This is a genomic window from Acinetobacter sp. YH12041, from assembly GCF_013419975.1.
Lineage (GTDB): Bacteria > Pseudomonadota > Gammaproteobacteria > Pseudomonadales > Moraxellaceae > Acinetobacter.
The window spans coordinates 113668-135514 of sequence record NZ_VOZC01000005.1; the positions used below are offsets into that span (position 1 = coordinate 113668).

A 21847-nucleotide genomic window follows, 5' to 3' on the forward strand; every position below is an offset into this window, starting at 1 on the left:
GAAACTTAAATCAAAATCTAAAAAGCCCTAAATTTAATTAGAGCTTTCTGATATTAATATCTTACTTTTGCTCCCTCAGTGGATGCTCTGGCTCGGCATTAGGCTTTTTCTCAGGTTTTACACCCTTATAGGTTGCTTGATTGCCTTTATCATCATTAGATTCTTTTTGCGGATTATCTTCTTGCTCTGTTTGGTGGTCTGCATGAGTTGTCATATATATTCCCTTTCCTCTAGATGCTTAGAAAATTATTAGGACATATAAGGTTAAACATCAATAATATTTATGTTTTCCATACATTTTAATAAACATATATTCTTCTAATCAGAGCTTATATAGACTTCTTGTTTAATCTAAATCTGCCTGGTTGTGCAACCTGCTTCCAGAAAACACAGCTCATAGATCAATTTATAATTTAATTTCTTATTACTTAAAAGAAAGTATCTGCAGAAACATTAAAACGTTCAGACAAAGCTTTAATATGGCGGATATTGAGCTGACGTTTACCATTCAGGATTTCAGAAATGACCGACTGGGTAGCTATATCAGATAGGTCTGATTGGCTTAGGCCATGCTGTTCCATCAGGAAAGCCAATGCAGTACGTCCATCTCCTTCTGGCATCGGCAAATGCTCATGCTCGTAAGCTGAGACTAAGTCACCCAATTGAAGAATCAGCCCCATTAAAGGATGCGATTCATCATCACCTACAATATCTAGAAGTTCATCTAAAGCTTCAGTAAGGGTATTAAAGTCTTCTTCAGTTTCTGGCTTGCTGAGCAATGGTGCAACATAACGCCAGTGATCAACGGCCTGTTTAATCATTGCATTCATATTAAGCCTCCTTCCAATGACCTTTATCATATTCCTGATGGGATAAGACATGGCGAATATAGACACGTTTTGCTTGATACATCACAACTGCGATCAACCTGATCTTGTTGCCACCAATATCAAAGACATGAAATTTCCCGACTTTATCGACTGCGGGAAATAATCGCTTCATGTCGGCAAAATCCTTAGGATCATTGGCCTTGATAAGTCGATACCAACCATCCAATGCAGTTTCAGCGTGTGGCCACTTTTGCTTTGCTTCCAGAATCCGAGCGTGAGTGATCACATGCATAATTATTTATCGCATTTTGCTATATTGAAAGTATAACCTAAATATCGCATATTGCAATAACGCTTAAAGGATGAATTTAGTTGAGATGAGTATTGTTATGGTCAAATCACAAGTTAAAATTAAATAAACCCTTATTTTTAATAATCTTTATTAATTAACTATCAATATTTATGAATTAGCGTGGATATGTTGGTTCTATTTTCAAATAGCAATGATAAAAAAATGAAAACCCCCGTCAATCTAAAATCGAACGGGGGTTCAACATCCATCTAAACCACGAAGGTCTAGAGAGTTAATTTAAATCTTTCAAGCAATCACGACACTTTTTGACTTCGAAATCATCGACTGTGTAATCAATTTCAGTCGCACCATGAAGACCAAATAAACAACATATAAATTGGAACATGTGTTTCTCCTGACTGTGAACAGCTCGATCATGGATCGAGCTTTGTTGCTTTAAAGATAATGGCTTACAGCTCCACGATTTATTTACCTTGAAACGATTGAGTCACTCACCTGTACTGCGATTGCACAGGCAAGCTATAGCCTCTAAATTTGTACACTCTCTTCATGTTTTGGCGCTTGGTCTTTGGTACCGCGATCCTTGCTCATCATCCGGCACATTTTTTCTTTGCAAGATTTAAAGCAACATCCCACCATGACACCCATACCAAATGCACAGATACATCTCATCATAGCTCTACCCTGTCTTTTCATGAAAAGAGATATATAAATAACATCTATTCATGTTTCACACTTGAACGTATTTTCAGGTTTTATGTTGTATATGAAAACTTATGTGAAGGATAAATATCGAAGAATCATCTATTTTTGACATATTTATGATCTAAAAAATGGGCCCTGCTTAACTGTCTGGATTAAACAGGGCTTTTTAACTTGCTGATTTTAAATTATTTTATCTGAGTTGTTGTAGTGGTGATAAAGTACCACTTGTCATGCATCTAATATGTATATGAAATATAGAGGCTTTTTTACTAAATGTTGAATATAGGTTATGTTTTATATTTTATTGGCTATTTTTCATCAACTTAGATGCAATTAAATACAAAAAACTTTGATTCATTCAGTTTTCATTCAATCAAGTGAGTCATAAAAGCAGATATGCAACTTATACATATTGGTAGATATTTTACTTATTTTATCAAAGTCCTTTTCATTTTTTATTTTCTCAGCTGTCAATGAGTTTAAAGGCAGGTGCTCTTTCACTCATTTCTCTTTATAATTTTTCCAACGACTGATAACAATATATTGTTGCCATGAAAATATCACTATTCATAATTACCCTATTGGCATTGGCGATCACAGGCTGCCAGAAACAACAGGCAGATGTATCAGCTGAACCTGATCCAGCAGTGAAAGCTCAGTTTGAACAATCAGATGCCCGATTGAGTGCTTATTTAGATAAATTAGATTCTTCTACTATTAGCCTTGAGGAAAGAACACATATTTTATGTGAGGATTATCCTAAAGAATATAAAACTCATTATATGCCGGCCCTAATAAAACTGATGCCACAAGAATATGATGAGCAGGAATTACTGAAAGATCTGAAAAATGCGCTCGACTTTTATAAAGTAAAAGCCAATATTCAATGCTGATTTATTTTGAACAATAAAAAAAACCGCCTTAAAAAAGGCGGTTTTTTGTAGAGATTACACAGCTTAGATATGAACGCTGCAGCTTTGACTAATCTTATTGATTACGCAAATTTTGCTGCTGGTTATCTTGTTGTGGCTGTTGCTGTTGTTGCTGATTGCGTTGCTGGTCCTGTTGGCCCTGCTGACGCTGTTGGTTTTGCTGTCCCTGCGGCTGTTGTTGCTGCTGGTTCGGCTGTTGCTGATTTTGATTCTGGTTTTGCTGACGTTGTTGGTCTTGCTGTTGCTGTTGTTGTTGGTTCTGTTGGTCTTGCTGATTTTGCTGTTGATTATTAGCCATGGTGTAACTCCTTACTATTTGCTTTAAATCGCCGATGATTAGGTTTCGACTTAATATTTACTCTACCTATTTTTAAAAATTCGCCAAGTTATTACCTGTTACATATTAATTCAATGTAAAAAAAGGTAAGTTAAGTAATTGAAGTCTGGATTTATAAGAAACATAAATTACTTTTAATAATAGAATGAACACATATTGAAAGCTTTCTATCTTTTATAAATTTTATTTTTCAATTAAAGTCATAACTTAATCAAAAAATTGTATATAAACTTAAATTTAAAATAAAATTTAGAAATACATTTTGCTACTTATATAAAATATGATTATATTTATAAAATATGATTATATTTATAAAATATTGAATTTTATTGATTATTTAAAATTATAATTTCTTATACATGTTTAACCTAATTTTCTAAAAATTAGATCATTAAATATAAAAACGAAAAAAACCATTTTTAAATAGCAGAATATATTACATAGAATCACAAATAAGGCCTTTTCAGTTGCCAATTTACCTTGACTTTATATTTTTAAAATTATTATTAGATTTTTTTATAAAATCTAATCAAATTTTATTTTAACAACCTTTATCCAATAAATAAGCCTCTTATTTTAAGAGGCTTATTTTTAATAAGTTATTTTTAGATTGCGACCACTTTTACAATAATGGTTTGGCTTTCTTCTTGCTCTTCGGCTAGATATAAACGCTTTAATTCTTTGCTTTTAACTTTAAACTTTAAATTCTGGTAATGAATGATGCTTGGGATCTGATCAAAATATTGACCATCTGCCTCAATTTCTTCCTGAAATAAAGGAGTACCCAGTTGATAATCTAGACTTTTTAATACGGAATACTTTACTGTGGTTTTCATTCTTACAACCTACTTTCCTTACGCACTTTATTTTTATTTTTACCACTGATTAGAGCAAGTTAAAACCATTAATTTCAAATATTGTCCAAGCATTAAGCAATCAATTCAATAACTGCCAAACTTACGTTTGGAATACTAAAATTACAAAAATATTTTACCTTTCATCATAATAAAGAAATAATCTCACAGTTGATACAAAAGCAAAATGGGACTACATTGGAATAATAAAGATTACCTTCTAAGACAAAATAGACATTATGATTAAAACATGTTGTGGCCTGCTGGAACAAAGAAACATCAAGATTGCTTTTATCGAAAGTGCAAGTTCTGGCTATTTAACCAGTCAGTTTTCAATTTGCAAAAATGAAGGTGCTGAAATCTTGTTGGGAGGCCTGGTATGCTACGATCCGTCCGTGAAGATCAATGTTTTGGGAATTTCTCCGAATCTAATTAGCACCCATTCAGCCGAATCTATGCCTGTAACGGTTGCTCTGGCTGAGGCAGGTAAAAAAATGTTTCAGGAGGCGGACTGGATTATTGCTTGTACAGGCTTGCTTAAACCAGGCGGTAGTGCAACACCTGATAAACCGGAAGGTACTTTCTTCGCCGCTGTTTATGATGGTCTTCAGACTCACCAGTTCCAGTATTATATTAAAGGCACACCACAGGAACGTCTCAATAAACTGGCAGCCGTCATCGCACATGACATGATTAATCTACTCAACACCTAAAGCCAAAACTGTTTAAATGAGTGCTGATCAAACTTCATTATTTCTACTGTATTTATAGTTAAATTACTTCCATAAAAGCACGTTTTTAATGAGGCCTGATCAGTGATGAAAATAAGAATTGCAGCTCTTTTGCTCGCCCTTGGCATTCCTGTATCCGCTTTCGCCACTGTCGGTGGCCCACAGAATATTGAGGTTTTGGGTTATGAAGTCAAAGACCAAAAACTTTATCTGTTGCGCCATTATCTCGATGGTCGCGGACGCCTACCTCAACTGTATTATTATAATTTTAAATCCAAAACCTCGAATCAGTTAATTCAGGTGAACTCTCTGTATATCAATCCAAAAACCAAGCAGATTGACTACGATCAGGACAGTCGTAAGTTTGAACAGGAAATTGCCAAAATTAAAAAGCGTCTGATTCCGTTAGTACCTCTGCAAAAGCAAAATATCCAGCTCAAGCTATTAAAGACCAGCAAAGGTACTGCCCCTGCATGGCATGACCCTAAACAGAAAGTTCCAAAATGGACTTATCAATATCGAGTGCAATCTGGCCAGTATAAAAGTCTTGTTCAGCAAGCAGTCAGCTATAAAGCAGATTTAAGATTAAACCAGACTTATAAAGTACCGAAACAGAATAAAATACTGGTAACGGTAAAATACTTAGGCATCCCATTTGAAACCGGTTATCACATTGAAGATCCGGCATTATTAAGTCGTTAAACCAGCTTCCATAAACAATTAGCAAAAAATAAGGCCTCATAGAGACCTTATTTTTTATGTTTAGAATATCTTTGGCTTACGCAGCAGAAGTGCGCTCAGCAATTGGAACCACTTTACGCAATTCTGGACCAGTATAATCCGCGCTTGGACGGATAATCCGGTTATCTGCACGTTGTTCCATCACATGTGCTGCCCAACCTGTGACGCGTGACATCACAAAGATTGGCGTAAACAGTTTGGTTGGAATACCCATAAAGTGATAAGCAGAAGCATGGAAAAAGTCTGCGTTACAGAACAGTTTTTTCTCACGCCACATCACTTCTTCACAACGCACCGATACTGGATACAGTACAGTATCGCCCACGTCTTTTGCCAGTTTCTCTGACCACTGCTTGATAATGCCATTACGCGGATCATTGTCTTTATAGATCGCATGACCAAAGCCCATGATCTTTTCTTTGCGCTCCAGCATGCCCAGCATTTCGCGCTCGGCTTCTTCTGGAGATTTCCAGTTTTCAATCATGTCCATTGCCGCTTCGTTGGCACCACCGTGTAATGGGCCACGTAGTGAACCAATTGCACCGGTAATACATGAATGCAGGTCAGACAAAGTTGATGCACAAACACGCGCTGTGAAGGTTGAAGCATTAAATTCATGCTCTGCATACAGAATCAGGGATACATTCATCACCTGTTCATGCAGCTGATTTGGCTTCTTGCCATGTAGCAAATGAAGGAACTGAGCACCGATTGAATCATCATCGGTATTTTCATCAATGCGTACGCCGTCATGGCTATAGCGATACCAATAGCAGATAATTGCTGGTAGCGTCGCCAGAATACGGTCTGCAACATCCTGTTGCTGATCAAAAGACTGTTCAGTTTCAAGGTTGCCCAGCATCGATACGCCAGTACGCATCACATCCATTGGATGTGAGTCCGCTGGAATGCGCTCAAGTACTTCTTTCAATGCTTGTGGCAGTACACGCAAAGATTTCAGTTTTGCTTTATAGGCTGCCAACTGTTCTGAAGTTGGTAATTCACCAAAGAAAATCAGGTAAGCGACTTCTTCAAACTGACAGTTTTCTGCCAGATCCTGTACGTCATAGCCGCGATAGGTCAGGCCTGCACCACTTTTGCCTACTGTTGAAAGTGCAGTTTTGCCTGCGACTTGTCCGCGCAATCCTGCGCCAGTGAGTACTTTTCCTTCAGCCATTGTTTTAATTCTCCTGCTTGAACAGTTTATCTAATGTGTTTTCGAAGCTGTGATAATCTAAAAATTCGTATAATTCTTTACGCGGTTGCATTTTATCCAGAACATGCACCTGTGTACCATTTTCACGCACTGAGCGCATCACTTCCAGTGCCGCTTTTTGCATCGCACGGGTGGCTGATAGCGGGTAAAGTACCATGCGAATACCCTGCTCAGCCAGTTCTTCAGTGGTGTAATATGGGGTATCACCAAATTCGGTAATATTGGCCAATACTGGGACACCAACTGCATCACATACGGTGCGATACATCGTAATATCCGTCATTGCCTCAGCAAAAATGGCATCTGCACCTGCTTCGACACAGGCACAAGCACGGTCAATCACTGCCTGCAGACCTTCTTTCTGTAATGCATCGGTACGTGCCATCACCACAAAGTTTGAATCGGTTTTAGCATCGACTGCCGCCTTGATCCGGTCAACCATTTCCTGTTGGGTCACAATTTCCTTATTCGGACGATGACCACAACGCTTTTGCGCAACCTGGTCTTCGATATGCACAGCTGCAGCGCCAGCAGCAATCATCTGCTTGATGCTACGTGCGATGTTAAATGCACCGCCCCAGCCTGTATCAATATCAACCAGTAAGGGTGTATCTACACGTTCAGTAATGCGACGCACATCTTCCAGAACATTATCCAGACTGGTCATGCCTAGATCAGGTAGACCGTAAGAATAGTTGGCAACACCGGCACCAGAGAGATAAATGGCTTTATAACCGACCTGTTTGGCCATCATGGCAGCATAGGCATTCACTGTGCCCATAATTTGTAATGGTTTTTCGACTTCAAGCGCTTGTCTAAACTTTAAACCTGCAGACATTTGTTCTGTCATCTTCCCTTCCACAGTCTTGGCTATAATTATTGAGATTTGAGTATACCGATTTGAAACCATGATGCTATAAGCCAATAGAATAAAAACTCTAAAACTTTAGTCAAACTTTTAAGTTTTACTTGATTCATTGAATAAATTCCGCCTTCATCCGGTCCGATTGTGAAATCTGCGGATATATTTGTTATGATGAACTACCAAGTTTATATAACCTGTTGATATACCATCCTCTATGCAAAACCTTGTTCATCTGGAACCACTCGCCAAAGATCTGCCACAAACCAAACGTGGTCATGAGCGCTGCGTTGCGCTGCTGGTCTCTGCGACCGAACTGTTTCTGGAACATGGTTATGATGCAGTTTCTCTTGATGATATTGTCCAGCATGCAGGCGGTTCCAAGGCTTCTATTTACAAGTACTTTGGCAACAAAGAAGGCTTGTTTAAGGCCATTTGCGATTATCGTCGTATCAAGTTTTTTGAAGATATCAGTATTCCGATCGAGCTGATGGCTCTGGATTTTCGTAGTTATCTGGTACATACGCTGCTTAATTTTTATCATCAGATCATGCAACCGGAAAATTCAGCCTTTATGCGTCTGGTGCTGGAACAGAGTCAGCGTAATCCGGAACTCGCGCAGCATATTCATGAACGAGGCCCAGTACATGTACAAAGTGCGATTGCCACGGCTTTAGAACAAGCAGATGCGCAAGGTTTATTGCATTGCGAGAATCCGCAATATTCGGCCCAGTTATATTTTGGCATCTTGCGTAATCTGGAATGGCGGATTCTGATGGGAATTCCGGTACAGGAAGATGATCAGGAAATCGACAAATACATCAGTTATTGTGTGGATCGATTTTTAGACGGTCATCAAAAAGTCTAGTTTTTTTTGCATTTTTCATTGCTTATAGTATATTAGCCGATTCCGTATTTTTTCTTAAACTAACCAACAACTGATTGTTGATCGAGTTTTTCGGCAATTATTGTGGAGTAACGAATGGCTCTCCGTCACTTTCTCACCTTACGCGATTTATCAACTTTAGAACTTAACCAGATTTTGCAACGCGCAATTGAGCTTAAGCGCAAACAGCATAACAATGAAGTGTTCCAACCATTTGTTGGTAAAGTGATGGGCATGATTTTTGAAAAATCGAGTACCCGTACGCGTGTTTCGTTTGAAGCAGGCATGAGCCAATTCGGTGGTAGTGCCATCTTCCTGTCTTCACGTGATACCCAGTTGGGCCGCGGTGAGCCAATTGAAGATTCTGCACGTGTGATTTCCAGCATGCTGGATATTGTAATGATCCGTACTTTCGGTCATGACATCGTTGAACGCTTTGCTTCTTATTCAAAAGTGCCTGTGATCAATGCGCTGACGGATGACCACCACCCTTGCCAGTTACTGGCTGATATGCAGACTTACCTGGAACACCGTGGTTCGATTGAAGGTAAAACTGTGGCATGGATCGGCGATGGCAATAATATGTGTAACTCTTATATCGAAGCAGCGCACATGTGGGGCTTCAAGCTAAAAGTTGCAGCACCGAAAGGCTATGAGCCTCAAGAACAGTTCCTGTCTGAATTCGCACACTGTGTAGAACTGGTCGATACTGCTGAAGATGCAGCAGTCAATGCCGACCTGATCGTCACTGACGTTTGGGCAAGTATGGGCCAGGAAGAAGAACAGAAAATCCGTGAAAAAGCTTTTGCAGATTATCAGGTGAATGAACGCCTAATGGATCTTGCACACCCAGACTGCCTGTTCATGCATTGCTTACCTGCGCATCGTGGTGAAGAAATTTCTGAAAACATGCTGGACCACAAAAATGCTGTGGTTTGGGATGAAGCAGAAAACCGCCTTCATGCACAAAAAGCACTGGTTGAATTCCTGTTGAATGAAAACCTGAAAAAAGACTGATTCCTTCAAAAAATCTTCACAAATTAAGCACCAATCTCTGGTGCTTTTTTTGTTTCAGCTCTTATAATCAGAATTGAAATGACATAAAAAGTGATGCGATACAATGCAAAAAAAATATTGGACTTTGGCACTCCTGGCAGGTTTTAGTAGTGCTGCTTTACCGGTGTATGCTTCTGAATTCGACCAGTATCTCCAAGGAAAAGGCATTCTGGACAGCAAGTTTAAAATTGAGAAAAAAGCTGAGCTGAACGAGCTGCTTACTGTGCTAAGTGCGGAAGATTCCAAGACTTTACCGCTACAGATCGATCAGAATACAATCATAGAGCAGTTACAACTTACAGCCAATAAAACCACGCTTAAAGGCATGATCACCACACCCGACTTTAGCCAGTTTGAGAAAGACTTAGGCCGTAAAGAAGTTCTTAAAGTGATTCGTAATAATCTTCTAAATAACTGCCAGATCTTTTTTGAACATCGCTATCAGATCGTCAATCCTTATAAAATCGAACTTAGTCTCAGCTCCCAAACACACACTTATAATGTTGACCTCTCCCAGAAAGACTGTAATGTAAAATAATCTTGTCTAGAATCAATAAAGGCAGCTTTAGCTGCCTTTTATATTTTGAAATTCTATTTTGGTAAATATAAACAGACGGTCAACGGATCAAACCTTGCGGCTGTAAAATAATAATTAATGCACCTAGAATGACCACGATTCCCCCAAGCAGGTCCCAACGTGAAAGGCTGACCTGATCAACGAATCTCAGCCACATCAATGCTGAGAAAATATAGATGCCCCCATAGGCAGCATAAATACGTCCAGAAGCCGCCGGATGCAAAGTCAAAAGCCAGACGAACGCAGCTAAGGCTAATGCCGTCGGAACCCATAACCACTTGCTCTTCGCCTGATTTAGAATCAGGTAGGGAAAATAACAGCCCAAAATTTCCATCAATGCCGTTAATAAAAACAGAAAAAACGTGGTTAAAAGCTTGCTAATCTGGATATCCATATATTTCGCTAAATCAGAAACTCTTTAAACCAAGAGCACATAAATTAAGGGCAAATAAAACAACAAAACCCGTGCGAACACGGGTCTGATGATGATCTATTCAATGATTAAGCTGGTTCAGCAGTCTGATCTTCGAAGACTTCAAGTTTCAGACCGACAGATTTACCATTTTCTTTCTTCACAGAAACTGAAACGTTACCACCATTTTCAGCCAGTTCACCAAACAGGATCATTTCAGCCAGTGGTTTTTTCAGATGTTCCTGAATCAGACGCTGCATTGGTCGAGCACCCATCAAACGGTCATAGCCATTTTCAGCCATCCATTCGCGTGCGCTTTGATCCACCTCCAGCACCACTTTCTTCTCATCCAGTTGTGCCTGAAGTTCAGTCAGGAATTTATCCACGACATTTTCAATAATGGTATTCGGCAATGCCTTGAATTGAATCACGCCGTCCAGACGGTTACGGAATTCTGGCGAGAACGCTTTCTTCATCGCTTCCTGGTTGTCATTACTGTTATCCTGTTCCATGAAACCAATGCTGACACGGGAAATACTTTCCGCACCAATATTAGTCGTTAGAACCAGCACCACATTACGGAAATCGGATTTGCGACCATTATTATCCGTTAATGAACCATGATCCATGATTTGTAATAACAGATTAAATACATCCGGATGCGCTTTTTCGATCTCATCTAGAAGTAATACACAATGCGGATTTTTGTGAATCGCATCGGTCAGTAAACCGCCTTGGTCAAAACCGACATAACCTGGAGGCGCACCGATCAGACGAGAGACTGCGTGACGTTCCATGTATTCGGACATGTCAAAACGTACCAGCTCTACACCCAGAATTTTCGCCAATTGCTTGGTGACTTCAGTTTTACCTACACCCGTTGGACCTGCGAATACAAAGCTACCCACTGGCTTATCAGGCGATTTCAGACCCGCACGTGACAGTTTGATCGCAGAAGCCAAAGCTTCAATTGCTTCATCCTGGCCGAAGACTACACGTTTCAGATCACGCTCAAGGTTCTCCAGTACAGACTTGTCATCTTTAGAAACCGTTTTCGGTGGAATACGGGCAATCTTGGACACAATGTCTTCGATGTTTTCAACTGTAATCATGCTGTCATCTTGCTCAGCTTTCAAACGGCGTTGTGCACCGGCCTCATCAATCACGTCAATCGCTTTATCTGGCAAGAAACGGTCATTAATAAATTTCGCTGACAGTTCAACCGCAGAAACCAGTGCCTGATCGTCATACTGCACATGGTGGAAATCTTCAAATTTAGATTTCAGGCCACGCAAGATATCAATTGTTTCTGTAATCGAAGGCTCATTCACATCAATTTTCTGGAAACGGCGTGATAAGGCATGATCTTTTTCGAAAACCTGACGGTATTCCTGGAATGTGGTTGAACCGATGCAACGCAAGGTACCATTTGCCAATGCAGGCTTAATCAGATTCGATGCATCCATGGTGCTGCCCATGCTTGAACCTGCACCGATGATCATATGAATTTCATCAATGAACAGTACTGCATCCGGTTTTTTCTTCAAGGCATTTAATAGTTGTTTTAAACGCTTTTCGAAATCACCACGGTATTTAGTTCCCGCCACCAGTGCTCCGATGTCTAGGCTATAGATTTCAGCATTTTCCAGTGGCTTAGGTGCCTTGCCATTCACAATTAACCAAGCCAGACCTTCAGCAATTGAAGTTTTACCTACACCTGGATCACCGACTAGCAATGGGTTGTTTTTGCGACGGCGGCAAAGAATTTGTGCTGCCCGCTCAATTTCTTTCTCACGGCCAATCAATGGATCTGTCTTGCCGCGTTGAGCTTCCAGATTCAAATTGGTCGTATACAGCTCTAGTGGGCCAGAATTATTGGAAGAAGCCGATTCACCATCTAACTCTTCAATTTCTTCTTCAGACTGCACTTCGTCTTTACGTGTACCATGAGAAAGATACTGGGTTAAAGTCAGACGGTTAATCTGATGACGTTTAAGCAGATAAACCGCAAAAGAATCACGCTCAGAATACATCGCAACCAGAATATCGGCGCCTTCTACAGTACGATCACCGCCACTGGATTGAACATGGAAAATTGCACGTTGCAAAATCCGGTCAAAACTTTCTGTAGGATGAGGTGCCTGATCACTATTTTCACCGAGTTTAGGGGTATGTTGTTCTACGTACTCTTCTAATTCTTTACGCAAAACGATAATATCTGCACCACATGCTTTTAAGGCATTCACGGCAGAATCATTGTCGAGTAAAGCTAATAATAAATGTTCTACGGTCAGGAACTCATGTCTCTTTTGACGAGCCATGCTGACAGCCAAACGTAGTGATACTTCTAATTGACGACTGAGCATGCAACCCCCTTAATCTTTCGGCTCAATCTGGCAAAGTAAAGGATGACCTTGAGATCGAGCGTAATTATTGACTTGGTTCGCTTTGGTTTCCGCAATGTCTCGAGGATAGACCCCAGCTACACCTTTTCCTTCATAATGTACAGTTAGCATCACTTGTGTAGCTTGGTCAAGATTCATTGCAAAGTATTGTTGTAAAATTTCAATTACAAACTCCATTGGAGTATAGTCGTCATTCAATAACACCACTGCATACATCGGTGGGCGCTTCAGTTCAGGAGGTGCAGTCTGGACTGCAAGATCAGCCTCATCATCGTGAAAAGGCTCGTCTGTTAAACGCGGGCTAATATGCCAATCAACCATGCCGGACTCGTAAAAAGAATTTTTGATCTCACTTAAACATTTTGGACGTTTATTGCTTGGCATACGATTTCTATTTCACACTTAATTTGCATTTGCTTCAGTTTTTGGAATCTCTGACAGGACTGTTGACTGGCTTTCAACAGCTTTCCCCTGATCCCAGCTAAAACGGCGAATCACAGGCTTAGTCCCTGAGAGGCGCACTTCAATAAATTCTGGTTTAAAACCTTTAGGCATGGTCCAGCGACCAGTCAAACGTTCGTAATTGTCAAAATTAAAGTTTTTATCTTCAAGCGGCACGACCAGAATTTCAGTACCCTTAATCAAGCGCAGTTCCACTGTACCAGAAGCACGATTTTTGCCCGGGCTGACCTGAACCAGATCAATCTGGTATTCGAAGGCATTATCAGGCAATGCCTTAATCCCCAGATGTTGAACTGTCAATGCTAAACCACCGCGTTGACGCAAGATCTCGCGGTAGATCGTACCAACGCTTTCAGCCTGCTCCTGGGCATCACGCGCCTTATTTGCAGCCAGATAAAGATCATTAGCATTGCTAACGGCCAGATCACGTTCCTGTACCGCTGTATTCAGAGATTTATTCAGTGTTTCCAGACTGGTTTTCTGTTTTTGTACTACTTCAACCAATTGTTCTGCATCCGCCTCAAAGCCCACCGCAGTCAAACCTTGCCGATGCCCGACCGTATAGCCCAGCAAGCCACTACCCAGAATCAACACAGCAGTACCGATTACCAAAGGTGTATTGCCTTTCATCAATGGTTTCTTTGTAGAGGGTTCCTGGATCGTCATGTTTGACTCATTATTCGGCATTTTGATCTCTGTATACTTTGTTCAAGACACACATTTAAATCCAAATCTAAATGTGTGTGAAGTTCTAATACGTTTTTTATGGTAATAAACCAATATTATTCAAGCCTGCATTTTCTGCAAAGCCAAACATCAGGTTCATGTTCTGTACTGCCTGACCAGCTGCACCTTTGACTAGATTGTCCTGAGCCACCAGAATCACCAGCTTGGTTGGTTGTGGTTTGTATAGTGCAATACGCAACTGGTTAGCACCACGCACCGAACGGGTTTCTGGTGAACTGCCTGCTGGCATTACATCAACAAACTGTTCATTGGCATAGAACTGCTCGTACAGTGACTGCAAGTCAGCTGCCTGACCTGCTTCAGTCAAATCGATATAAATCGTTGATAACATCCCACGAATCATCGGCACTAGATGCGGCACAAACAGGATATGGTCAAACACGCCTTTTTGACCTGAAATGTTTTCTAATGCTTCTACGATTTCAGGATGGTGACGGTGGCCCGCAACGCCATAAGCCTTAAAGTTATCAGCATTTTCAGAATAGATCATGCCCAGGCTGGCTTTACGGCCCGCACCTGATACCCCAGATTTTGCATCGATAATAATGCTTTCTGGTTTTACCAAGGCCTCACTTGATTTTAATACTGGTGCCAGACCAAGCTGAACTGTCGTTGGATAACAGCCCGGATTACCAATCACACTCGCCTGTTTGATCTGGTCACGGTTAAGTTCAGACAGACCATAAACAGAATCTTTTAACACTTCTGGGCAAGCATGTTCCATGCCATACCATTTTTCGAACTGTGCCAGATTTTGCAAACGGAAATCAGCTGCAAGGTCAATTACCTTGGTATTGGCTGCGACAAGTTCTTCAGCATGTTTCATGGCAACCCCATGTGGTGTCGCGAAAAATACCACATCACATGCTTTTAAAAGATCAAGGCTGAGGTCAGAAAACTGAAGATCCGTATGTCCACGCAGACTCGGGAACATGTCATCGACACGGCGGCCTGCTTCAGTACGTGATGTCAGTGCTTTAACCTCTACATTCGGATGTCGCAGTAATAGACGTAAAAGTTCAACGCCTGTATAACCTGTACCACCCACAATACCCACTGAAATCACGATGATTACCTCAAACTAGATGTTTCCTTTATGGGCTGTAGTATGACAGGAACTTGAGGTTTTCTAAACTGTTTCACTAGGGATTGATGGTTTTTTATTTACCCCTTTTATTTTGAGTGTTTTTAAAAAATTTGAGAGGATGATACCTATTGCTTAGGCTATTTGGAAGTAAATAAATACTATCCTCGTTCCTTTAAAGATATTCTTAAGCTGCCCACCAATATGGCATCACAGTATTTTTCAGAATTTTGCGGTGAATTAAATAGTTTGGATCATGCTTTGCTACCTCTGCCCAAAATCGTGGACTATGGTCAAAATGCCGGGTATGGGCCAGTTCATGCACACATAAATAACGCACGATTTTTTCAGAAAATAAAATGATGCCGCTATTTAGCATAATGTCATGTTTGGCCGAACAACTGCCCCATCGTGTTTTCGGCTGGCGAACATTACAAATGTTAAATGATAATCTTGTTTCTTGACTTACTTTGTTCAGATAAACAGGCAACTGTTCTTTAGCATAGGTAATCACAAAAGCTTTTAAATAGGTTTCAGGATGACGGTCACTGATCGATAGCTGTAATAATTTAGCATCAAAAACAAAGTCTTGCTTTTGACTTTGATACACGATCTGGATTGGCTGAGCCTGATTGAAAAGCAGCAATTCTGCTGGTAAGGATCTATCAATACTTTGATTTTTTTCCTGCTGCAATTTCCAGGTTTTGAGTAGCCAGCTTTCCGCTTGGTCAATAAAATTTTGAATCTGTTTTTTGCTACAAAATATCGGTGCAGTTAAACGGATTTGATCACCCTCTACACGCAGTCTGAGACGTGTTGAGCGAACATTTCGGGTGATTTGAATTTCGGGCAGGTCGTTTAGGGTCATTTTTTATATTTAATCGTTATTTTACTAATCCCCCTCGATCCCCCTTTAATAAAGGGGGAAGTTCAAACTTATAGAAGTTTCGAGGAGCTTTATCAAATTAAAGACTTTTCCCTCCTTTGAAAAAGGAGGGTCAGGGAGGATTTCTTAAATCGCTGTACGCTCTTCAATACCATTATTGGTCGCAACAATTGCAATATCAGCTTTATTGATCGCGAAAATACCGTTACATACGACGCCTGGAATGTCGTTAATGGTTTTTTCCAGTTCTAGCGCGTTCAGAATGTTCAGGTTATGAACGTCTAAAATCACGTTACCGTTGTCAGTCACGACACCTTCACGGTAAGCAGGATCACCACCTAACGCCACCAACTTACGTGCGACTGCTGAACGTGCCATTGGAATCACTTCAACAGGTAATGGGAAATCACGACCCAACTGCTCTACCCATTTCGAATCATCGACGATACATACGAATTTTTTCGCAATCGACGCCACGATTTTTTCACGTGTAAGCGCAGCACCACCACCTTTGATCATGTGCATATGACGGTCAATTTCATCAGCACCATCGACATAGGCATCTAAACCGCCCACGCTATTCATATCAACCACTTCAATGCCTAATTTTTTCAGACGCTGTGCAGTCGCTTCAGAACTTGCAACAGCAGCTTCCAATTGCAGTTCTGGTAAAAGGTCAATTAAAAAGTTAACGGTACTACCTGTACCTACGCCTAAAATGCCCCCTTTTGGTAAGTGTTTTAAAGCCGCTTTGGCTGCAGCTTGTTTTTTCTCATCTTGGGTTGCATATAGACTCATGACATCACTCAACTAATTTGGACTTTTGCAGTAATTTTAAACCGCAAAGCCGTGTGGTTTGTTACAATAGAGTCTTATTTTAAACTGTTAGATGGAAAATTAACATGCTGTCTCGTTTGGTTCGACAAATTTTACAAGCAACGGTCTACGATGTTGCAATCGAAACCCCACTCGAAGCAGCGCCACGAATTAGCGAACGCTTAAATAATAACATTCGCTTTAAACGTGAAGATTTACAACCGGTCTTTTCATTTAAACTACGCGGTGCCTATAACCGTATTAGTCAATTACCGAAATCACAACTCGAACGTGGCGTTATCACAGCTTCAGCAGGCAACCATGCACAAGGCGTGGCACTGTCAGGGAAAAAGCTGGGTATTCGCGCGATTATTGTGATGCCAAAGACCACGCCTGATATCAAGGTTCAGGCGGTAAAACGCTTAGGTGGCGAAGTCGTATTGCACGGTGACTCATTTGACGTTGCCAATAAATATGCGATTCAACGTGCCGAAGAAGATGGCATGACCTTTATTCCACCTTATGACGATGAACTGGTGATGGCCGGTCAAGGCACCATTGCCAATGAAATTTTGCGTCAATGGCGTGATGTAGAATATGTCTTCGTTGCTGTTGGTGGTGGTGGCCTGATTGCCGGTGTTGCAGCGTACTTGGGAGATGTTGCTCCGCATGTCAAAGTTATTCCTGTGGAATATGATGAATCCGCGTGCTTAAAAGCGGCCTTAGAAGCCAATGAACGTGTGATTCTTCCATCTGTCGGTTTATTTGCCGATGGTACTGCGGTGGCACAAATTGGTGAAAAACCATTTGATGTGATCCGTCTGCAAAAATCAGATAATTCTGGCCCAATTGTTGAACCTGATGTGGTACTGGTCAATACCGATGAAGTCTGTGCAGCAATTAAAGATACCTATGACGAATGCCGTAGTATTGTAGAACCATCTGGTGCAATGGCGTTGGCAGGGATTAAAAAATATGTCGCTGAACACGGCATTCAAGGCAAAAATATCGTTTCCATTGTTTGCGGTGCGAACATGAACTTCGACCGTCTGCGCTATATTGCCGAACGTACAGAACTCGGCGAACGCAAAGAAGCTATCTTTGCCGTAACTATTCCAGAAGAAAAAGGTTCATTCCTGAAATTCTGCCGTGCACTACAAGGCCGTAATATCACAGAGTTTAACTACCGTTCAAGTGATGCTTCTGCAGCTCAGGTCTTTGTCGGTATCAGCCTGAAAAATGGTGAAAAAGAACGTCAGGAAATCTATGAAAACCTGAAATTCGACTACGATGTTGATGATCTGTCTGATGACGAAGTCGCAAAACTACATATCCGTTACCTGATTGGCGGTCATGCCGATATTGAAAATGAACGCCTGTTCCGCGTGGAATTCCCGGAACGTCCAGGTGCCCTGCTAATGTTCCTAGAACGTCTTGGCCCAACGCATAACATCACCCTGTTCCATTACCGTAACCACGGCGCTGCAGAAGGTCGCGTACTGGTCGGCCTAGAAGCAGAAGATGCACAGCAAAATCCAGATGGTTTGATTGAGACATTGGAAAGCATTACTTATCCATATGAAGAAATCACCAACAACCTAGGTTATCAGCGTTTCTTGAAATAATCAGTTTGATATAAACCGCCTTTCGAGGCGGTTTTTTTATGTCCAGCTAAAAAAATGTATGAAGTATTTATGTAAGGCCAGATAGCTGAAAACTATAAAAATCTTTAAGATACGTACTTAGACATGAACTGATTTGAAATAAAAAAGATTTAGGGAAATATGCATGGCTTTATTTGCAGTCATTGGGCTGGGCAGCTTCGGTGCAACAGTGGCGACTCAACTGATCAGCCTGAAACATGATGTGATTGGAATCGATCTCGACAAAAAATATGTGGAAAATATTTCCGATCAGCTTACCCATGCGGTGATTGCCGATGCAACCGATGAGCATGTCCTGGATGAACTGGATATCCAGCGCTGTGAAGCAGTCGTAGTCGCAATTGGTGAAGATATTGAAGCCAGTATTCTGTGTGTACTGCATCTGAAAAATATGGGTGTAAAGAAAATCTGGGCCAAAGCCAAATCCAAAGCCCACCATATGATTTTGACTCATCTGAACGTCGAAAAAATTATTCACCCTGAAGAAGATATGGGCGTCCGTGTGGCACAATCACTCAGCTATCCGATGGTTAGCCGTTATATGTCACTTGAAGATGATCACTATATTGTCAAAATTGAGATTCATGCCGATCATCATGACACTCCCTTACACCAGTTAATGAGTCAGGTTCCCGAAATTAAAGTTCTTTTGCATAAACGTGGCACTGAAATACAACATATCGTAGATCTTGGACTATTACTTAAGGAAGGTGACATTCTGGTAGTTGAAGGATTGCTGGAACCTTTACGCCGTTTGTCCAAGCATTTTAAGGCCATATGAAAAGCTCAAATTTAAACCAGAACAGGATTGTCAATCTCAGTCCACCGAGTCTGCTGGCCTTAGGTTTTCTCGGACTGATTTTTATTGGTTCTTTATTACTGATGCTGCCCTTTGCCCATCAAACTGAAATCAGCTGGTTAGAAGCGATTTTTACAGCAACTTCTGCAGTGACAATTACCGGGCTATCTGTGGTCAATGTTGGTGAAGCTTATACACCCTTTGGGCAGGTCGTGATTATGTTCCTGCTGCAATGTGGTGGCCTCGGTTTTATGACCTTTGCCATACTCGCTTTTATGAGCCTGTCACCTAAACTTGGTTTAAGACAGCAAGTGATGGCACAGGAATCTATTGGCCAGACCAGTTTGAAGAAAGTCAGTTTTACCATTAAAGCGGTATTCCTATATTCCCTGTTTTTCGAAGCCATTGGCACCCTGATTTTAACCTTGGCGTGGCTGGAAGATTATCCTTTTGGTGAAGCACTGTTTTATGCGGCTTTCTATAGTGTTTCTGCGTTTAATAATGGCGGATTTTCCCTTTTCCCCAATAGCTTGATGAGCTTTTCCGGCCAGTATTTCGTGACCTTTACGATCAGTATGCTGTATATCATTGGCGGGATCGGTTTTCTGGTTCTGATGGATGTAAAACAGAATAAAAGCTGGCGCAAGCTTAGCCCGAATAGCAAGCTGATTCTAACGACGATTATGGGCCTTAACCTGAGTGCTTTTATTGTACTCTGGCTATTAGAAGCCTCTAATCCACAGACTTTAGCGCTGATGAGTGTAGGTGATCAGGCACTCAATGCCTGGTTCCATGCCACAGTTCCCCGCTCTTCAGGCTTTTATAGTCTGCCCATGGACCAGATGAGCGATGCCTCAAGTCTAGTCACCATTTTTTTAATGTTTATTGGTGGCGGTTCCTTAAGTACGGCGGGTGGAATTAAAGTTGGTACGTTTATTATTGTGGTGATCAGCGTAATCAGTTTTCTACGCCGTGAAGATGAAATCCGCTTGTTCAATCATTCTATTTCTGAGAAAACTACTTTTAAAGCCTTAGCGGTTGTGTGTATTACTGCAGGTCTGGTCATGACCGGTTTTATGAGTTTACTCATTCTAGAACCCGATCATGATTTTTTAGATTTGCTGTTTGAGGCGGTTTCTGCCGCCTGTACAGTTGGATTAACACGTGGTGTCACTGGAGAATTACAACCAGCGAGTTTAATCATTCTGATGCTTATGATGTATGCGGGTCGTCTAGGACCTTTGACCCTTGCCTATTTAATTGCAACACCGAAGAAAAGCCGTCTTAAACATCCGCCTTCAGAAATTCAGATTGGTTAAGATTTAAATGAATAGGTATAAGCAAAAAAACCACGCCTAAGCGTGGTTTTTTACATGAAACAGATTAGTACCAATTCATTAAGGATACACCCAAGCCCACATAGGTCGCACGGTGATTATAATCAATCAGACTTTCACCATAACCATCAAAGAGCTGGAATTGACCGCGTAGACGCCCACTGATCGGAAATGACCAGTCAAACTGTACTGCACCACGGTTATCATCACCACCTTTTAGCGTATGACGCAACATCAGGGAAAAATCGTGGGCATTATGACGATAAAACGCAGTTAAATCCCCACGCCCGATATAGTTTTTAATCTCGGGATTATTGTCATCAGCCCGGTCTTCTTCAATACGATACCAAGGGCGCAGCATCATGGCGAAGTTGTCTTTTTCAAAACCGAGATTCAGCATTACCCGGTTCCAGCTACGAGATAATGGATCCGAACGGCCATTAGACTGGTGATTAAGCGTCAATCCCAGCATACGCCAGTTTAAACCAAACAGATCATAATTAGTACGGAAGATCAGGCTTGCTTCAGGCTCATAATTGGTCTCACGAAATGGTCGGGACTCTTCCGAGTTATATACCTGCCAGCGTGAAGACTGGGTATAACCCAGCCAAAGATCACCGTTATCACCAAGAATATTTTCAACCGCCTTGGTTTTTAAAGATAACTGGAATTTCCCTTCAATCGAGGTCAAATTCTGGTCTTCTTCAACCGTGTTATTCGGGTTTTCACTTTGCGGAAACTCGTTTTTCTTGGAAGTCCAGAATCCTGGCATCAGATAAATCGGCTGATAGGAACGGATATTCCAGGTACCCAGTTTACTTTCTGGCGACAATTCCCAACGGCTATCCAGCAAGGATAAAGCCGGAGTCAGCTTTGATCCTTCAGAAGCATAGATATTGGAAACGGTCTGTTCAATTTTCGCTTTGAGGTTGTCGGGTTCGGGCGCAATTTCTATGGCTGCACGCCGTTCAGAAACAATATCAGGCTTACTATCGGCCGGTATTTTAAATACCGCATCATAACAGGCCAAGCGTTCTGAATTGGTTTCAACCGCAGAGCAAGCCTCAGCCGTTGCCGGCATCGGACTACTCGCTACAGTTTTATCTTCCGCATTAACTTGCGTCCCAACTGCACAGCCAAGCAAAACGCCTAGCTGCAAAGTTGAGCGCTTAATAGAATTAAGCGCCATCCTCTA

Annotated in this window: 25 protein-coding genes; 9 read left to right on the plus strand and 16 right to left on the minus strand. The window is 41.2% G+C overall.

Going from position 1 to position 21847, the window contains the following annotated elements:
* Positions 1 to 61: 61 nt before the first annotated feature.
* The 4 genes from FTU00_RS05765 to FTU00_RS05780 form a co-directional block, all read right to left on the minus strand.
* Positions 62 to 214, minus strand: a complete 153-nt coding sequence (locus FTU00_RS05765; protein WP_004785976.1) for a hypothetical protein — start codon at positions 212 to 214, stop codon at positions 62 to 64.
* Positions 215 to 428: 214 nt separating this feature from the next.
* Positions 429 to 830, minus strand: a complete 402-nt coding sequence (locus tag FTU00_RS05770; protein WP_004785978.1) for a type II toxin-antitoxin system HigA family antitoxin — start codon at positions 828 to 830, stop codon at positions 429 to 431.
* A 1-nt stretch (position 831) separates the two neighbouring features.
* A complete protein-coding gene (locus tag FTU00_RS05775; RefSeq protein ID WP_180179321.1) occupies positions 832 to 1122 on the minus strand; it encodes a type II toxin-antitoxin system HigB family toxin in 291 nt (96 codons plus the stop codon).
* 549 nt (positions 1123 to 1671) lie between these two features.
* Positions 1672 to 1818 carry a hypothetical protein gene (locus FTU00_RS05780; RefSeq protein ID WP_180179322.1) on the minus strand — a complete coding sequence of 49 codons (147 nt, stop codon included), beginning with the start codon at positions 1816 to 1818 and terminating at the stop codon, positions 1672 to 1674.
* A gap of 581 nt (positions 1819 to 2399) precedes the next feature.
* On the opposite strand from FTU00_RS05780, the gene FTU00_RS05785 reads away from it, so the two are divergent.
* A complete protein-coding gene (locus tag FTU00_RS05785; protein ID WP_159122951.1) occupies positions 2400 to 2741 on the plus strand; it encodes a hypothetical protein in 342 nt (113 codons plus the stop codon).
* Positions 2742 to 2835: 94 nt separating this feature from the next.
* On the opposite strand, the gene FTU00_RS05790 is transcribed toward FTU00_RS05785, so the two are convergent.
* On the minus strand, positions 2836 to 3078 hold the full coding sequence (locus tag FTU00_RS05790) for a hypothetical protein (RefSeq protein WP_034705379.1): 243 nt from the start codon (positions 3076 to 3078) through the stop codon (positions 2836 to 2838).
* A gap of 644 nt (positions 3079 to 3722) precedes the next feature.
* Positions 3723 to 3953, minus strand: coding sequence for a hypothetical protein (locus FTU00_RS05795; protein WP_034702487.1), 231 nt, complete (start codon positions 3951 to 3953; stop codon positions 3723 to 3725).
* Positions 3954 to 4210: 257 nt separating this feature from the next.
* On the opposite strand from FTU00_RS05795, the gene FTU00_RS05800 reads away from it, so the two are divergent.
* Positions 4211 to 4684, plus strand: coding sequence for a CinA family protein (locus FTU00_RS05800; protein ID WP_034702490.1), 474 nt, complete (start codon positions 4211 to 4213; stop codon positions 4682 to 4684).
* Positions 4685 to 4789: 105 nt separating this feature from the next.
* A complete protein-coding gene (locus tag FTU00_RS05805) occupies positions 4790 to 5404 on the plus strand; it encodes an aminotransferase (protein WP_180179323.1) in 615 nt (204 codons plus the stop codon).
* A gap of 76 nt (positions 5405 to 5480) precedes the next feature.
* Here FTU00_RS05805 and prpC read toward each other — a convergent pair whose 3' ends face one another.
* Both prpC and prpB read right to left on the minus strand, forming a co-directional pair.
* The gene (gene prpC, locus FTU00_RS05810; protein WP_005235399.1) at positions 5481 to 6620 is read right to left on the minus strand and encodes a 2-methylcitrate synthase; all 1140 of its coding nucleotides are present in this window, start codon (positions 6618 to 6620) and stop codon (positions 5481 to 5483) included.
* A 4-nt stretch (positions 6621 to 6624) separates the two neighbouring features.
* A complete protein-coding gene (gene prpB / locus FTU00_RS05815) occupies positions 6625 to 7509 on the minus strand; it encodes a methylisocitrate lyase (protein WP_004785998.1) in 885 nt (294 codons plus the stop codon).
* Positions 7510 to 7738: 229 nt separating this feature from the next.
* On the opposite strand from prpB, the gene FTU00_RS05820 reads away from it, so the two are divergent.
* From FTU00_RS05820 to FTU00_RS05830, 3 genes are all read left to right on the plus strand, one after another.
* Entirely contained in the window at positions 7739 to 8389 is a 651-nt protein-coding gene (locus FTU00_RS05820; protein WP_034702501.1) for a TetR/AcrR family transcriptional regulator, read from the plus strand.
* Positions 8390 to 8503: 114 nt separating this feature from the next.
* Positions 8504 to 9424 carry an ornithine carbamoyltransferase gene (gene argF, locus FTU00_RS05825; protein WP_004786004.1) on the plus strand — a complete coding sequence of 307 codons (921 nt, stop codon included), beginning with the start codon at positions 8504 to 8506 and terminating at the stop codon, positions 9422 to 9424.
* A 103-nt stretch (positions 9425 to 9527) separates the two neighbouring features.
* The gene (locus tag FTU00_RS05830; protein WP_179992341.1) at positions 9528 to 10001 is read left to right on the plus strand and encodes a hypothetical protein; all 474 of its coding nucleotides are present in this window, start codon (positions 9528 to 9530) and stop codon (positions 9999 to 10001) included.
* A gap of 79 nt (positions 10002 to 10080) precedes the next feature.
* Here the strand turns inward: FTU00_RS05830 and FTU00_RS05835 are convergent, their stop codons facing one another.
* From FTU00_RS05835 to rpiA, 7 genes are all read right to left on the minus strand, one after another.
* Positions 10081 to 10434 carry a YnfA family protein gene (locus FTU00_RS05835; RefSeq protein WP_180015523.1) on the minus strand — a complete coding sequence of 118 codons (354 nt, stop codon included), beginning with the start codon at positions 10432 to 10434 and terminating at the stop codon, positions 10081 to 10083.
* Positions 10435 to 10541: 107 nt separating this feature from the next.
* A complete protein-coding gene (gene clpA / locus FTU00_RS05840) occupies positions 10542 to 12818 on the minus strand; it encodes an ATP-dependent Clp protease ATP-binding subunit ClpA (protein ID WP_180053838.1) in 2277 nt (758 codons plus the stop codon).
* Positions 12819 to 12827: 9 nt separating this feature from the next.
* The gene (gene clpS / locus FTU00_RS05845; RefSeq protein ID WP_175967516.1) at positions 12828 to 13241 is read right to left on the minus strand and encodes an ATP-dependent Clp protease adapter ClpS; all 414 of its coding nucleotides are present in this window, start codon (positions 13239 to 13241) and stop codon (positions 12828 to 12830) included.
* Between the two features lie 18 nt (positions 13242 to 13259).
* On the minus strand, positions 13260 to 14006 hold the full coding sequence (locus FTU00_RS05850) for a DUF6776 family protein (protein WP_180179324.1): 747 nt from the start codon (positions 14004 to 14006) through the stop codon (positions 13260 to 13262).
* Between the two features lie 76 nt (positions 14007 to 14082).
* A complete protein-coding gene (gene argC, locus FTU00_RS05855) occupies positions 14083 to 15138 on the minus strand; it encodes an N-acetyl-gamma-glutamyl-phosphate reductase (protein WP_180003247.1) in 1056 nt (351 codons plus the stop codon).
* 199 nt (positions 15139 to 15337) lie between these two features.
* Entirely contained in the window at positions 15338 to 16018 is a 681-nt protein-coding gene (locus tag FTU00_RS05860) for a M48 family metallopeptidase (protein WP_180179325.1), read from the minus strand.
* A 144-nt stretch (positions 16019 to 16162) separates the two neighbouring features.
* Complete coding sequence (rpiA, locus tag FTU00_RS05865; RefSeq protein WP_159122734.1) at positions 16163 to 16834, minus strand: ribose-5-phosphate isomerase RpiA; 672 nt, start codon at positions 16832 to 16834, stop codon at positions 16163 to 16165.
* Between the two features lie 104 nt (positions 16835 to 16938).
* Between rpiA and ilvA the strand changes: the two genes are divergently transcribed.
* The 3 genes from ilvA to FTU00_RS05880 all read left to right on the plus strand — a co-directional run bounded on the left by ilvA (position 16939) and on the right by FTU00_RS05880 (position 20634).
* On the plus strand, positions 16939 to 18477 hold the full coding sequence (gene ilvA / locus FTU00_RS05870; RefSeq protein ID WP_179992338.1) for a threonine ammonia-lyase, biosynthetic: 1539 nt from the start codon (positions 16939 to 16941) through the stop codon (positions 18475 to 18477).
* 163 nt (positions 18478 to 18640) lie between these two features.
* On the plus strand, positions 18641 to 19297 hold the full coding sequence (locus tag FTU00_RS05875) for a TrkA family potassium uptake protein (RefSeq protein WP_180003231.1): 657 nt from the start codon (positions 18641 to 18643) through the stop codon (positions 19295 to 19297).
* Positions 19294 to 20634, plus strand: coding sequence for a TrkH family potassium uptake protein (locus FTU00_RS05880; RefSeq protein WP_004786026.1), 1341 nt, complete (start codon positions 19294 to 19296; stop codon positions 20632 to 20634). Before FTU00_RS05875 ends, FTU00_RS05880 begins: the two co-directional genes overlap by 4 nt.
* Before the next feature lie 64 nt (positions 20635 to 20698).
* Here FTU00_RS05880 and FTU00_RS05885 read toward each other — a convergent pair whose 3' ends face one another.
* Positions 20699 to 21841 (minus strand): phospholipase A, encoded by a 1143-nt coding sequence (locus FTU00_RS05885; RefSeq protein WP_180130319.1) that lies wholly within the window; start codon positions 21839 to 21841, stop codon positions 20699 to 20701.
* Positions 21842 to 21847: the final 6 nt, after the last annotated feature.